This window comes from Labrenzia sp. C1B70, assembly GCF_000475395.1.
Classification (GTDB): Bacteria; Pseudomonadota; Alphaproteobacteria; order Rhizobiales; family Stappiaceae; genus Roseibium; species Roseibium algicola.
Genome location: NZ_AXCE01000004.1, coordinates 614,842 through 628,390, shown reverse-complemented (window position 1 = coordinate 628,390; position 13,549 = coordinate 614,842). Strand labels below are relative to the sequence as shown.

Below are 13,549 nucleotides of genomic sequence, written 5' to 3'. Positions count from 1 at the left end.
GACCAAAGACCCTGTTAGGAAACTTCAGCCTTCCAACAAGGACTGTTCTGAGAAATGCGCGTCTACCACAAGGCCTATGTCTACCTGACCTGCGGCACGGACCTTCTGGTCTTCGACGAACCGGATACGCCTCATCTGGGCCTGCAGGTTCCGGGTGGCACCATCGATCCGGGCGAAAGCTTTCTGCATGGCGCCATGCGGGAATTTGCCGAGGAAACCGGCCTCGAACTGGACGTGGCCTTTGATCATTTTTCCAGTCAGGATATCCCGTTCGAAACGATCCCTCCCGTCGGACAGTACCGGCCCGCACCCAACCGTCCGCTGCTTGGCCGACACATCCGCCGCAACTACCATGTCCGCCTTGGTGCCCGGCCGAAGAGCGAGTGGGAGCATTACGAAATGCATCCCAGCAGCGGCGGCGAACCGATTCGCTATCGTTTCTTCTGGGTTGACCTCTTTGGCGAGCGGGCAAGCGACGAGGAAAACTTCTTCGCAGCCTTCGGCGCGCCCCTCGACGCGCTGCGCAAACGTGTGACACGCCTCGCCAACGCGGCATAAACAACAGTTCTTTCAAGGACCTGCCCGTGCTGATCTACCAAAAGGCCTATGTCTACCTGACCTGTGGAACAGAGCTTCTCGTGTTTGTGGAACCCGATTTCCCGAACGCCGGCTTCCAGGTTCCCGGAGGCACGGTCGACCCCGGCGAAAGCTATCTGCAGGCTGCCAGGAGAGAATTTGCCGAGGAGACCGGACTTTCGTTGGATATCGCGCTCGAATCGTTCGCCGACCAGGACCATATCTTCAAAGATGTTCCCCGTTGTCTCGACGGCTTGCATCGCCGGCGGCATTTTCACGGCCGAATTCGTGAAAAGCCCGCGACAGAATGGGAACATTTCGAAATGTCACCGAACGCAGGCGGACCTCCGATAAGGTTCCGTTTGTTCTGGATTGACCTGTTCACCATGGATGCGCCGACCGAGGCCCGCTTTTTTGAAGGGTTTGGAGCGCAACTTGAAACATTACGGACGCGCGTGGAAAGGCAGAGCAATGGGCGCCATTAGGTCTATCGGCGTCGTTGGCGGCGGCGCCTGGGGCACGGCCCTGGCCCTGACCGCGGCCCGTGCCGGCCGGGAAGTGCGCCTTTGGGCGCGTGATCCCGGTACGGTCTCCGATATCAGGTCCCGTCGGCAGAATCCGCGGTATCTGCCGGGAATCACTTTTGACGAGGAACTGGAAGCGACATCTTCGCTGGAAGAAGTTGCCGACGCTGATGCCATCTTGCTGGTGACACCCGCCCAGACAACCCGTGCGATGCTGGCTGCCCTCAAACAGACCGGCAAGGTACGCGGCCCCGTCGTGCTGTGCGCCAAGGGGATCGAACAATCCTCCGGCAAGCTCTTGTCCAAGGTCATGAGCGAGGAACTGCCCGGCGTCGAACCCGGCGTCCTGTCCGGCCCGAGCTTTGCCGACGACGTCGCCAAGGGCCTGCCGACCGCCGTCACCGTTGCCGCCAATTCGGCCAAGACCGCGCTCAGCCTGTGCGAAGCGATGCAATCGCCCTGTTTCCGGCCTTATGCCTCGATCGACATTCTCGGTGCCCAGATTGGCGGCGCCCTCAAGAACGTGCTCGCGATCGCCTGCGGGGCCGTGGTCGGCCGCAAGCTCGGCGCCAGTGCCCAGGCGGCGCTGACAGCACGCGGCTTTGCCGAACTGTCTCGCCTCGGCACTGCCATGGGCGCACAGGGTGAAACCCTGACAGGCCTTTCCGGTCTGGGAGACCTTGTGCTCACCTGTTCGTCCAGCCAGTCGCGCAACTTTTCCTTCGGGCTGCGGCTCGGCGAAGGCTTCATGGCTTCCGAGCTGATTTCGGCAGGTGGCAAGCTCGCGGAAGGCGCCTATTCCGCCCGCGTCGCAGTCAAGCTGGCCCGCAAATACGATGTCGAAGTGCCGATCTGCGAGACCGTCGCCAGGATGATCGACGAGGACCTGACCATCGACGACGCCCTCAACACCCTGATGGCACGCCCGCTGAAATCGGAAACGGCAGGGCTTTGACCCCGTCTCGACGAAACCGGCCTTCGACATAGGCACAAGCCGGCGCCTGGCTCTCTTTCCGCTTGTGATAGGGGATTGGCATATGAGCGATATCCTCATCCCCACGGCGTCACCCCGGACAAGCGAAGCGCAGATCCGGGGCCCACTCGCAGCGCCGCTTGCCGAAGCAGACAAGGTACCCTGAAGAGGCACAACCCATTCCGGCTCCCTGGAAACGAGTAGCCCCCAGGTCTCGCGTTGCTCGCCCGGGGTGACACTTGTGCTTGCTGCCTGTCTTTAGTCCAAAGTCAGTTGCCCTGCCACGAAGGGGAGAACAGCTCCCCCACCCCCTCATCCTGAGGAGCCGGGCAATGCCAGGCGTCTCGAAGGATGGGCCGCTCGCACAGGGTGTGATGCACCTCTCAGACTTTCCCCCATTGAGTTTCCCCCGCCCCGGCCCTAGGTTCGACGCAGATTCGACCAACCCGGGGAATTCTTCATGCTCTATGCCCTGATCTGCACCGACAAGCCCGGTGCCCTGCAGACGCGCCTCGACAACCGCGCCGCCCATCTCGACTTCCTGAAAGGCCTCGGCAACAGCCTCAAGGCAGCTGGCCCGTTTCTTGACGACGACGGCAACATGACCGGCTCGCTGGTGGTGATCGAAGCCTCCAACCGCGACGAGATCCTGGCGATCTCCCAGGAAGATCCCTACGCCCGTGCCGGTTTGTTCGAAAGCGTCGAGATCCGCCCCTGGAACTGGGCAATCAAGAACCCGGAGGCAAACTGAGTGCAGTACTGGCTGATCAAGTCCGAGCCCGACAAATGGTCCTGGGAACAGCAGAAGGCCCGTGGCGACAAGGGTGAGCAGTGGGACGGTATCCGGAACTACCAGGCACGCAACAACATGCGGGCCATGGAAATCGGCGACAAGGCGTTCTTCTACCATTCCAACATCGGCAAGGAAGTCGTCGGCATCGTTGAGGTCTGCAGCGACATCCATCCGGACACCACTATCGATGATCCCCGCTGGGAATGCGTGGACTTCAAGGCCGTCCGTGACATGCCCAAGCCGGTGACCCTGGCCGACGTCAAGGCCGAACCGCGCCTTGCCAAGATGTCGCTGGTCACCTCCATGCGCCTGTCGGTTCAGCCGGTCACGGAAGAGGAATGGAAAATCGTCTGTGAAATGGGCGGCCTGAAAGAGCCTGCCTAACGTCCTCTCCTGAGAGATCCGCCCTGAATGGCCCTTATCAAGGATCCGGCAGCCTTCATCCGGAAGGAGACCAAGGTCAAACCCGTGCCGCATGCAGAGGAAATTCTGCTGCATGTGGCCGATGAGGCCATGGATCTTTGGCAAAAGACCGAAGACGAACTGGGCGAGCTAGGCCTGCCGCCGCCATTCTGGGCCTTTGCCTGGGCTGGCGGCCAAGGACTTGCCCGCTACGTGCTCGACACGCAGGAACTGGTCGCGGGAAAACGCGTTGTCGACTTTGCCTGCGGCTCCGGTCTGGTCGGCATAGCCGCCATGAAGGCCGGCGCAGCGTCCTGCCACGCGGTCGACATCGACCCCTACGCCCTGACCGCAACACGCCTCAACGCCGCGCTCAACGAGGTGGAGATCACCACCGAGACCGCGGACATCACCACCGGAGAACCGCCGCAAGCGGACCTTGTCTTCTGTGGTGACGTTTTCTACGACAAGCCCATGGCCGACAAGGTGCTGGCATTTCTCGACAGGTTGCTGGCGAACAACATCGAGGTCTATGTCGGTGATCCTGGCCGGTCCTATCTGCCCTCGTCACGCATGATTGAACTGGCGGCCTACAGCGTTCCGGTGGTCGGTGCGCTGGAAGACAACGAGATCAAACGCACCCGCGTTTTCCGTTTGCAGGAAAAATCATCCGGAGAATGACCTGGTGGCGGATCAGTCTTGCAGACGATCGCCTTGCACATAACTTTTTCCGCAATCCCACTTCCTCTTTTTGCAGCTTGCGATAGGTTAGCCGTTCAAGCTTAAAGCGCTTTCCTGTTCCGATGTGTTTCTAGGAGTCCTTCATGCCCATCGTTAATCGCCTCGCGGATCTGGCCGACGAGATCACCGCCTGGCGCCGCGACATTCACGAAAATCCCGAAATTCTTTACGAAACGGTGCGGACTGCCGAGAAGGTGTCCGAGCTGCTGCAGAGCTTCGGTGTCGATGAAATCGCAACGGGCGTCGGCAAGACGGGCGTCGTTGGCGTGATCAAGGGCCGCAACGGCGGTGCCGGCAAGACCATCGGCCTGCGCGCCGACATGGACGCGCTGCCGATCGAGGAAATCACCGGCAAGGACTATGCCTCCAAGATCCCGGGCAAGATGCACGCCTGCGGCCATGACGGCCACACCGCCATGTTGCTGGGCGCTGCAAAGTATCTCGCCGAGACCCGCAACTTCGACGGCACGGTCGTCGTCATCTTCCAGCCGGCCGAAGAAGGTGGCGCAGGCGCGAAGGCGATGATCGACGATGGTCTCCTGACCCGCTGGCCGATCGAGGAAGTCTACGGCATGCACAACTTCCCGGGCATGCCGGTGGGCGAATTCGCCATCCGCAAGGGCCCGATCATGGCCGCGACCGACGAATTCCGCATCACCATCACCGGCCGGGGCGGCCATGCCGCCAAGCCGCATGAGACCATCGACCCGATCGTGATCGGCTCGCAACTGGTGTCCGCACTGCAGACCATCGCCAGCCGCAATGCCAATCCGCTCGATTCGGTTGTTGTGTCGGTGACCGTTTTCCAGGGTGGCAACGCCTTCAACGTCATTCCGCAGGAAGTCCTGCTGCGCGGCACCGTGCGCACGCTGAGCCCGGGAATGCGGGATCTCGCCCAGGCACGGATGGAATCCATCGTCAGCTCTGTTGGCGATGCGTTCGGAGCAAAGGCAGTTCTGCAGTTCACGCGCGGGTATCCGGTCACGGCGAACCACGACGAACAGACGGATTTCGCGGCAGCCGTCGCCGAAGGCATTGCCGGGGTCGGCAAGGTCAATCGCGAGATCGAGCCGATGATGGGCGGTGAGGATTTCTCCTACATGCTGGAAGAACGCCCGGGCGCGTTCATCTTCGCCGGCAACGGCGACAGCGCGGGCCTGCACCATCCGGCCTATGACTTCAACGACGACCTGATCCCGGTCGGCTGTTCCTACTGGGTGAAACTGGTCGAAACGGCCCTGCCCGCAGCGGCCTGACCGCCTGTGAAATCCTTCATCGCCATCCCGGTTCGCACGATGCCGACCCGGGATGACGGGCCGGGATGACGGCGGGAAGGTTTTGGATTAAGAGTGACGCCGGTTCCGACCGGCGTTTTCATTTGGATTTTCAAATATGGCTCTTTCCCCGTTCAAGCTTCCCTTTCTGGCAGCCTATGTCGTGGTCGGGGCCATTGTCGGTGTCCTGGTGATCCACCCGCTGAACCTTGTGGTGGTCTGGTGGGAACTGGCACGTTTTTCGGAAACGGCTCCGAACCTCCTTGAATTTCTGACGGCGCGCCTGTGGCTGGTGCTGCTTCCCCGGCACCTGGATGTTGCGGTTGCCTATACCGGTCTCGGCGCAGTTGTCGGCCTCGCCTTCGGCATCTTCACCCGCAACTACATGCGAACGTCCGAAGCCTACCGGTCGCTGCGCGAAGAGCAGACCGCGCTCATTCCCGATCTTCTGAAACAGGGCGAAAACCGGCGCGTGGAGTTCAAGTCGTCGCTGCGCTGGGACCTGAAGGAAAACCGGACCAACCGGTCCCTGGAAAAGGTCATCGCCAAGACCCTTGCCGGCTTCTTCAATGCCGATGGCGGCCATCTTCTGATCGGTGTTGATGACAACGGCACACCGCTTGGTCTCGACAAGGACCTGGCAACGCTGAAAAGCCCGGACCTCGATTCGTTCGAGCGCACCGTCAACGACATCGTTTCCAAGACACTCGGCGGAGATCTCTGTCCTTACATCCACACGGTCTTTTCCAGGGTGGACGGCAAGGACGTGGCGATGGTCATCGTCAGCCCGGCACCCCGCGCCGTCTATCTGGAAGAAAACAAGGCCTCGGTCTTCTATCTGCGCAGCGGCAATTCCACCCGCGCACTGGATGTCCGCGAAGCGGTCAACTACGCCAACAAGAGATGGTCGTGACATGTCGGACATCGCCGGCTTCTTCTTTCCCGATCAGCTGCACCTTGCTGCATCGCTGACACTGATCGTCACGAGTTTCTTCACCTCGGCCCTGACAGCGGCCGTCGGCCTTGGCGGCGGGGTCGCGCTGATCGCGATCATGGCAACCGTCATGCCGGCCAGTGCCCTGGTGCCGGTCCACGGTGTCGTTCAGCTCGGATCGAACGCCGGGCGTGCGCTTATACAATTGAAACATGTCGACTGGCTGATTGCGCTGTGGTTCGCAGTCGGGGCGGCAATTGGCGCAGCAGTGGGCGGCGCCATCGCCGTGGAATTGCCGCCGGCCGTTCTGAAGGCGGGCATCGGACTGTTCGTGCTGTGGGTCGTCTGGGGCAAGGCACCGCATTTCGGCAAGGCGCCGAAACGGGTCATGGCAGCAGCGGGTTTTGCCTCCACGTTCCTGTCCATGTTCTTCGGTGCGGCCGGCCCCATCGGCGGTGCCGTTTTGTCGACCCTCGGCCTGCCGCGCCACGGGTTCGTCGCCAACCAGGCAATCACTGCGCTGATCATGCATGTCTTCAAGATCATTGCGTTCGGCGCGCTCGGCTTTGCCTTCGCGCCCTGGCTGGGACTGATTGTCCTGATGATCGCCAGCGGCTTTCTCGGCACACTCGCCGGCAGCCGCCTGCTCGGCCGAATGGACGAGAAGAGCTTCAAGGCCGGCTTCAGATGGGTGATGACCGCGCTGGCGCTGAACCTCCTGTTCCAGGCAGTGCGGGGCTGGCTCGGCTGATCCTTGCAGGAGCTGTCCTGATACCGGCTTCAATCCCGCTGCTCTCCGGGCCTTTCAGCCGTTCTTGACCTTTCCCCACGGCTTGCTTGAGTTCTTCGCAACTGGCTTCATCTTGAAAGACAACGACCGACGCGCTAACCCAACGCCATCAGATTTCTCAAAATGCGGGATGGAACATCCATGGCTTCACAAAACCTTCTGCTTCTGCCGGGTGACGGCATTGGCCCGGAAATCATGCAGGAAGTGAAAAAGGTCATTGCCTGGTTCAATGAAAAGGGCGGCATGTCCTTTGAAACCGACGAAGGCCTGGTGGGTGGTTCCGCCTATGACGCGCATGGCCAGTCGATCTCCGAAGAAGACATGGCCAAGGCCATGGCTGCCGACGCGGTCATCTTCGGCGCCGTCGGCGGACCCAAGTGGGACGACGTTCCTTACGAAGTTCGCCCGGAAGCCGGCCTATTGCGTTTGCGCAAGGACATGCAGCTGTTCGCCAACCTGCGCCCGGCCATCTGCTACCCGGCGCTTGCCGATGCATCCTCGCTGAAGAAGGACGTGATCGAAGGTCTCGACATCCTGATCGTGCGCGAGCTGACTGGCGGTGTCTACTTCGGCGAACCGAAGGAAATCATCGACCTCGGCAACGGCCAGAAACGCGGCATCGACACGCAGGTCTACGACACCTACGAGATCGAGCGCATTTCCGGCGTCGCCTTTGAGCTGGCACGCACGCGCGGCAACAAGGTCACGTCCATGGAAAAGCGGAACGTGATGAAGTCCGGCGTACTGTGGAACGAAGTCGTTACCCAGACGCACAAGAACGGCTACGAGGATGTTCAGCTGGAGCACATGCTGGCTGACGCCGGCGGTATGCAGCTTGTGCGCTGGCCCAAGCAGTTCGACGTCATCGTGACGGACAACCTCTTCGGCGACATGCTGTCCGACGTTGCCGCCATGCTGACCGGTTCGCTCGGCATGCTCCCGTCCGCATCGCTCGGCGCACCGGATGGCGTTACCGGCAAGCGCAAGGCGCTTTATGAGCCCGTCCACGGCTCGGCTCCGGACATTGCCGGCACGGGCGCTGCCAACCCGATCGCCATGATTGCCAGCTTCGGCATGGCGCTGCGTTACTCCTTCGAGGAAGTTGCAGCCGCCGACAAACTGGACAAGGCCATCGCCAACGCTCTCGACAAGGGCCTGCGGACGAAAGATATCGCATCGCCTGGCCAGGCCACCGTTTCCACCGTGGAAATGGGCGACGCCATCATTGCCGAACTGGACGCCTTGAGCGCCTGATAGGCAATCGCCATTTGCAAGCAGAGCCGTCACCGGTTATCCCGGTGGCGGCTTTCCCTTTTCAAGATACCGCTGGTCCCATGATCGAAGACAAACTCGCCCCCTTTCTCGGCACCTGGATCCTCGACACGGAGGAAAGCGACTTCGAACAAGGCGAACCGCCACGCAGCGCCACGCTCAAGATTGACGAGAACTTCGGCGTTGCCGTCTTCACGATGAACCAGGTGGCCTCCGACGGTGAAGTCACCAACGACACTTTCGAGGCAATGCCGGACGGCCCGGAAGTGCGTCTTGGCAAAAGCGGCCTTGTCGACGCCATGCGTCTCGTGTTCCAGGGAGATCGCAACCTCATTTCGGAAGCCCGCCGCGGAGGGCTGACGATCATGAAAGCCGACCGGGAACTGTCTGACGACGGCAGAACGCTGACTGTGACGCAAACCGTCCACCTGGTCGACGTTGCAAGCTACACGAACGTATCCGTCTACCGGCGCGCGCAGTAGGAAACGGCCTGCCATGAAACAGATGATTGGAGCGATCGCCCTCGTCGTGCCCGAGTATGACCAGGGTATCGACTTTTATGTCGGCAAGCTTGGCTTCGACCTGGTCGAAGACACTCACCTTGGCGACGGCAAGCGCTGGGTACTGGTCGCGCCCAAGGGCAGCTCCGAGACACGTCTCCTGCTGGCGCAAGCCGACGGTGACGATCAGCACGCCGCCATCGGCAACCAGACCGGCGGTCGTGTGTTCCTGTTCCTGCACACCGACAACTTCGATCGCGATCATCAGGCGATGCTCACGGCCGGCGTCACCTTTCTGGAGACACCACGCCACGAGGCTTATGGCAAAGTTGCCGTCTTCCAGGACCCCTTCGGCAACAAGTGGGATCTGATCGAGCGTTTTGAGGGTTAAGCGTCCCGCGCAGCGAAGGTTTCGCATTCCCCCGGCTGGCCCGCAGTCTCAGATAACCTGCAACGTGATCAAAGCGACAGCGACATAGCGTGCTGTCTTTGCAATTGCGACCAGCAAGGTGAAGCTCCAGAAGGGTTCCTTGAGCACACCTGCTGCCAATGTCAGGGGATCGCCGATAATCGGCGCCCAGCTGAGCAGCAGGCTCCATCGTCCGTAGCGGTGATACCAGCCCGTTGCCTTGGCGAGCTTGTCAGGCTTGACCGGAAACCAGGAAGCGGTCGACCAGGCGGTTGCGGCCCTGCCGAGACCCCAGTTGACCATTGATCCGAGCGTGTTGCCAAGGCTTGCCGCCGCAACCAGCAGAACGACGGGTTCCGTTCCAAGCGCAATCAGGCCGGAAAGGCCCAGTTCGGATTGGGCGGGCAGCAGGGTGGCAGCCAGAAAGGAGACGCCGAACAGGCCCATCAAGCTGGCACTCATCGGGAACTGCCGGTCTGGGCTTTCTGCATGGCTGAAATGGCTCTGTGCATGAAATCCAGGAACTGCGCCTTTTCCTGTTCCGAAAACCCCTCCAGCGCCTCTCCGTTCTGCGCAATCGCAGACGCGATGGCTTCCTTTTCCAAAACCTTGGCCTTGTCGGTCAGGAATATTTCCTGAACCCGGCCGTCTTCTTCACTCGCCCGACGGGTGATCAAGCCGTCCCGTTCCATCCGGGCCAGGGTGTTTGCCAGCGTTGCCTGTTCGATATCAAGCAACTGCACGAGTTCCTTTTGCGTGCGTCCTTCCTTTGCCCAAAGGGCGACCAGTGCCGGAAATTGGCCCGGCGAAAGGCCTAGCGGCCGGATGCGGCGATGGAGACCGGCGGCAAACAGCCGTGCCATGTGGTTTGCCAGATACCCGGCGGAGGAATCTTTTTCGAAGGTCATCCCTTGCATATACGATAGATAGCACCCTATATAAATAAACATAGCTTGCTATATAATTAGGAGTTCGAAATGACATCACTCTGGACACGTCGTGCCATTCATCTGGCAGCACTTTCCTTCCTGACCGCCAACCTGGGAGTCTCCGCCATGGCGAGTGAAATCAACACCAACGCCCCGGTAACGCTGATCAATTCCTTCGAAGTTCCCGAAGACCGTCTTGCCGACGCAGTTCGCAGTTGGGAACAGGCGCGCGACTTCCTGAAAGAGCAGCCCGGCTACATCACCACGCGCCTGCACCAGTCCCTGTCTCCGCAGGCGAAGTTCCAGCTGGTCAACGTCGCGCTTTGGGAAAGTCCCGATGCCTATCAGGCCGCCATTCAGAAGCTCGGCAAAAGCGGCATCGTCGCGGAATTCAAAGGCATCAGCTTTCATGCCGCACTCTACAACGTCATTCGGGAGGATGAATGATGGCGGCCTTGCCCGTAACCGGAAACAGGTTGCTGCACTGGACGATTGCCGCACTTACCATCAGCGCCCTGGCTACCGGCTATGCCCTGACGAACAACGAACCGTTTTCGCCAAACCTTCTGAGGACCCATCTGGGACTTGGCTTGTCTGCGGGCCTGCTCGCTCTTGTCCGCACAATCTTTTGGCTGGCAAAGGAGGCCCCTCAGCCGGTGTTCGCCGTTCATTCCGGGTTGCAGCAAGCTATCGGCAAGGGCGTCCACGCCGCTTTGCGCCTCTTACCGCTTCTGCTCCTCGTCAGCGGTATCGGCATGATCGTCATATCCGGTAGCCTTGAAAAGATTGCGAATGGCACATTGCCGGGACTTGCGGCTTTCGCCGGATTGCCACCGGCAGGCCTGCACCATGCCGCGGCGCTTTTGCTTGCAGCACTCATCGGACTGCACAGTCTTGCTGCCCTGTGGCACTGGCAAAGACGAAGTTTCACGGCTTGAAAATGGCAATGCAGAAAAGGAAAGGCCCGGCTGCATAAAGCGGCCGGACCTTCGCTCAGGTCTTGGGAGGACCTTTGTCTGAAGTGCCTTAGTTCAGGCGGCTTGCCGGGCCGAGGTCGATCAACCGGGTTTCACCCGGTGCATCGTCGACACCGTCATTGTCGGTGACCAGGATCAGACGGCCATCGGCCGTGATCGTCAGGCCTTCCGGCTTGTCGAGAACCCAGCCCTTGCCTTCGGCCAGAGCCGGCAGGATATCCATGGCGTAATGCTTCTGGACCACCGGGAGCTCAGATCCGTAGGCAGCCGGGGTCACACCTTCCAGGGAGATCGTGGTGATCTGCTTGATGGCGGCGTCTTCACCACCCTTGTTGTCGCGCTCCAGAATGGCGAACTTGCCGTCGCCCATGGAGACGATTTCCGACAGGCCGACCCAGCCGCCGGCTGCGCTCTTCGGCTTGTCGAGCGGATAGTGAACGAAGCCCCAGGACTTGTCGGCCGGGTTGTAGATGGCCAGCTTCACCATGCCCTTCGGGTCGTCTTTCCATTCACGCTGAACGGCGACGGCCACCAGCGTCTTGCCGTCCATTTCGAACTCGGCAACGCCTTCAAAGGAGAAACGCGCGGACTGGGCGTTCAGCTCTTCCGGAAGCGTGATTTCTTCCTGAACCTGACCGTCGGTGCCGACCTTCAGCAGCAGGTGCTGCAGTTCCTTGTCCGGATTGCCCTCGGAAGCCAGCCAGAAGCCGCCATCCTTGGAAACAGAGATGCCTTCCAGGTCCAGTTTTGCCTGCTTGCCACCCTGAACGGTTGCATAGGCAACGATTTTTGCCGGTTTGGAAGAGATGTCCAGCGTGTAGATGCGGGCGTCGTCATAGAAGCTGTCGCTGACGGCGTAGAGCTTGTTGCCGTCTTCCGGGTCTGCAGCCAGTGCGGACAGTGCGCCCCAGCCGATCGGCGCGCCTTTTTCCGGGTCGGTTTCGGACACGACCATCGGGTAGGACGGGGCTTCCGCACCAAACTTGTAGAGGGAGACCTGCGCACGAACGTTGTCTTCCGCACTGTCGACCTCGTTGGCAACCACAAACAGGTCACGGCTCGGGATCGCAAGTGAGCCTTCCGGACCGACGTGTGTCGGCAGGAACTGGACGAATTCCGGCTCGGCGCCGGTGTCCTTGTAGACAGCGACGAAGTTGCCGCGTTCGGAATTGACGAAGATCAGCTTTTCACCGCCGAATTCACCAACCGTCACACCTTCCGGCTCGGTGCCCTTCTTGGACGCGCGCTTGGCCGGATAGTGGCCGTTGGCCATGCCAAGGTGTTCCATCTGGTTGCCGCTGTCGAACAGGACCTCGCCCTTGGTGTTCCAGATGGTGAAGCCGCGCGAACCGCCTTCGTAGTCGCCTTCGTTGGCGGTCACGAAACGCTCGTCGTCGATCCAGGCAACCGCATCCGGCTCACGCTTGACGTTTTCGGTCGAACCGGAGGCATCGCTCATGCGCGCCTTGGAAACCGGAATGTTTTCAGCCGAAGCCGTACCGGCGGAGAAATGGCTGACAACTTCACCGGAGGCCAGATCGACCACGGCGATATGGTTGTTTTCCTGCAGCGTGACGACAACCTGGTTCTGGGAGTTGATAGAAACGAACTCCGGCTCCGGATCGGTCGGCGCGACTTCTGCAAGACCCGTCAGGTCGACAATGCGGACCGCGTCACAGTTGGTCGGCGTGCCGGTTTCGTCCAGATCGAAGATCGCCAGATGGCCGGCCGGCATCTGCGGGATCACGCCGTCGTTCAGATCTTCGTCGCGCTCGTTCTCGATGGCGATCGCAACGAACTTGCCATCCGGAGAGATGGCAACGCTGTCCGGCTGACCCTTGGCATCGCACTTCGCCGTGATACCAAGACCGTCGAGAGCGATCACGGCCAGATGGCCGGACGCATTGACGTAGTCTTCGGACGTGTTGACGCCGGCATAGGCGAATTTTTCGCCGACGGCGACCGAAGTCGGCTCACCACCAAGCGCGGTGCGGCCCATCGGCTGCAGGTTCAGCGGGTTTGCCGCATTGACGAAAACAATGGCTTCGCCCGGGCTGTCGGTGAAGACGAGCGTGCGGCCGTCCTTCGTGGCGTAGATGATTTCGGCAACGGTTTCGGTGGCCTGATCCACGCCTTCCGGCAGGGTCTTGTAGACCGGGAATGTGTTGATACGCTCGAAATACTCTGCCTGTGCTGCCGACACGGCGCCAAGGCCGAACAGGACTGAAAGGCTGACACCTTTTAAAAAGCGCCCACGAAGGTCCGCCATTGCACTCGCTCCCACAAAATATCGGGTTGATGGTGCGCGCAAGCTAGTGGCCCTGATTACAATATCGGTGACAGTTGCATGAAGCTTTCATGACAACACCCGGCAAGCCTTGAATTTGCATTTCGAGCACTTACATCATATCAAGGCCGGGCGGTGATCTCCGCCACCTCCATCTTCCAGACTTTC

At 60.6% G+C, this 13,549-nt stretch carries 17 protein-coding genes; 14 read left to right on the top strand and 3 right to left on the bottom strand.

Features of this window, described 5'->3' with window-relative positions; genetic code table 11:
• Window positions 1-54 precede the first annotated feature (54 nt).
• From Q666_RS41240 to Q666_RS41185, 12 genes are all read left to right on the top strand, one after another.
• Window positions 55-558 carry an NUDIX domain-containing protein gene (locus tag Q666_RS41240; RefSeq protein ID WP_023002901.1) on the top strand — a complete coding sequence of 168 codons (504 nt, stop codon included), beginning with the start codon at window positions 55-57 and terminating at the stop codon, window positions 556-558.
• 26 nt (window positions 559-584) lie between these two features.
• Complete coding sequence (locus Q666_RS41235) at window positions 585-1,061, top strand: NUDIX domain-containing protein (RefSeq protein ID WP_023002900.1); 477 nt, start codon at window positions 585-587, stop codon at window positions 1,059-1,061.
• Window positions 1,048-2,055 carry an NAD(P)H-dependent glycerol-3-phosphate dehydrogenase gene (locus Q666_RS41230; protein WP_023002899.1) on the top strand — a complete coding sequence of 336 codons (1,008 nt, stop codon included), beginning with the start codon at window positions 1,048-1,050 and terminating at the stop codon, window positions 2,053-2,055. The genes Q666_RS41235 and Q666_RS41230 overlap by 14 nt, the downstream gene beginning before the upstream one ends.
• A 478-nt stretch (window positions 2,056-2,533) precedes the next feature.
• Entirely contained in the window at window positions 2,534-2,824 is a 291-nt protein-coding gene (locus tag Q666_RS41225) for a YciI-like protein (protein WP_023002898.1), read from the top strand.
• On the top strand, window positions 2,825-3,250 hold the full coding sequence (locus tag Q666_RS41220) for an EVE domain-containing protein (protein ID WP_023002897.1): 426 nt from the start codon (window positions 2,825-2,827) through the stop codon (window positions 3,248-3,250).
• 27 nt (window positions 3,251-3,277) lie between these two features.
• Window positions 3,278-3,949 carry a methyltransferase gene (locus tag Q666_RS41215; RefSeq protein WP_023002896.1) on the top strand — a complete coding sequence of 224 codons (672 nt, stop codon included), beginning with the start codon at window positions 3,278-3,280 and terminating at the stop codon, window positions 3,947-3,949.
• 143 nt (window positions 3,950-4,092) lie between these two features.
• Complete coding sequence (locus Q666_RS41210; RefSeq protein WP_023002895.1) at window positions 4,093-5,265, top strand: M20 aminoacylase family protein; 1,173 nt, start codon at window positions 4,093-4,095, stop codon at window positions 5,263-5,265.
• 136 nt (window positions 5,266-5,401) lie between these two features.
• Entirely contained in the window at window positions 5,402-6,196 is a 795-nt protein-coding gene (locus Q666_RS41205) for an ATP-binding protein (protein ID WP_023002894.1), read from the top strand.
• Between the two features lies 1 nt (window position 6,197).
• On the top strand, window positions 6,198-6,968 hold the full coding sequence (locus Q666_RS41200) for a sulfite exporter TauE/SafE family protein (protein ID WP_023002893.1): 771 nt from the start codon (window positions 6,198-6,200) through the stop codon (window positions 6,966-6,968).
• Between the two features lie 180 nt (window positions 6,969-7,148).
• A complete protein-coding gene (gene leuB / locus Q666_RS41195; RefSeq protein ID WP_023002892.1) occupies window positions 7,149-8,261 on the top strand; it encodes a 3-isopropylmalate dehydrogenase in 1,113 nt (370 codons plus the stop codon).
• 80 nt (window positions 8,262-8,341) lie between these two features.
• Window positions 8,342-8,761: a hypothetical protein gene (locus Q666_RS41190; protein WP_023002891.1), complete on the top strand. Its 420-nt coding sequence runs from the start codon at window positions 8,342-8,344 to the stop codon at window positions 8,759-8,761.
• 13 nt (window positions 8,762-8,774) lie between these two features.
• Window positions 8,775-9,170 carry a VOC family protein gene (locus Q666_RS41185; protein WP_023002890.1) on the top strand — a complete coding sequence of 132 codons (396 nt, stop codon included), beginning with the start codon at window positions 8,775-8,777 and terminating at the stop codon, window positions 9,168-9,170.
• Window positions 9,171-9,218: 48 nt separating this feature from the next.
• Here Q666_RS41185 and Q666_RS41180 read toward each other — a convergent pair whose 3' ends face one another.
• Both Q666_RS41180 and Q666_RS41175 read right to left on the bottom strand, forming a co-directional pair.
• Window positions 9,219-9,650 (bottom strand): YqaA family protein, encoded by a 432-nt coding sequence (locus tag Q666_RS41180; RefSeq protein ID WP_023002889.1) that lies wholly within the window; start codon window positions 9,648-9,650, stop codon window positions 9,219-9,221.
• Entirely contained in the window at window positions 9,647-10,096 is a 450-nt protein-coding gene (locus Q666_RS41175) for a MarR family transcriptional regulator (protein WP_023002888.1), read from the bottom strand. Before Q666_RS41175 ends, Q666_RS41180 begins: the two co-directional genes overlap by 4 nt.
• A gap of 69 nt (window positions 10,097-10,165) precedes the next feature.
• Between Q666_RS41175 and Q666_RS41170 the strand changes: the two genes are divergently transcribed.
• On the top strand, window positions 10,166-10,564 hold the full coding sequence (locus tag Q666_RS41170; RefSeq protein WP_023002887.1) for an antibiotic biosynthesis monooxygenase family protein: 399 nt from the start codon (window positions 10,166-10,168) through the stop codon (window positions 10,562-10,564).
• Entirely contained in the window at window positions 10,561-11,055 is a 495-nt protein-coding gene (locus Q666_RS41165; protein ID WP_023002886.1) for a cytochrome b/b6 domain-containing protein, read from the top strand. Before Q666_RS41170 ends, Q666_RS41165 begins: the two co-directional genes overlap by 4 nt.
• An 88-nt stretch (window positions 11,056-11,143) precedes the next feature.
• Here the strand turns inward: Q666_RS41165 and Q666_RS41160 are convergent, their stop codons facing one another.
• On the bottom strand, window positions 11,144-13,363 hold the full coding sequence (locus Q666_RS41160; protein ID WP_023002885.1) for an esterase-like activity of phytase family protein: 2,220 nt from the start codon (window positions 13,361-13,363) through the stop codon (window positions 11,144-11,146).
• Window positions 13,364-13,549 lie beyond the last annotated feature (186 nt).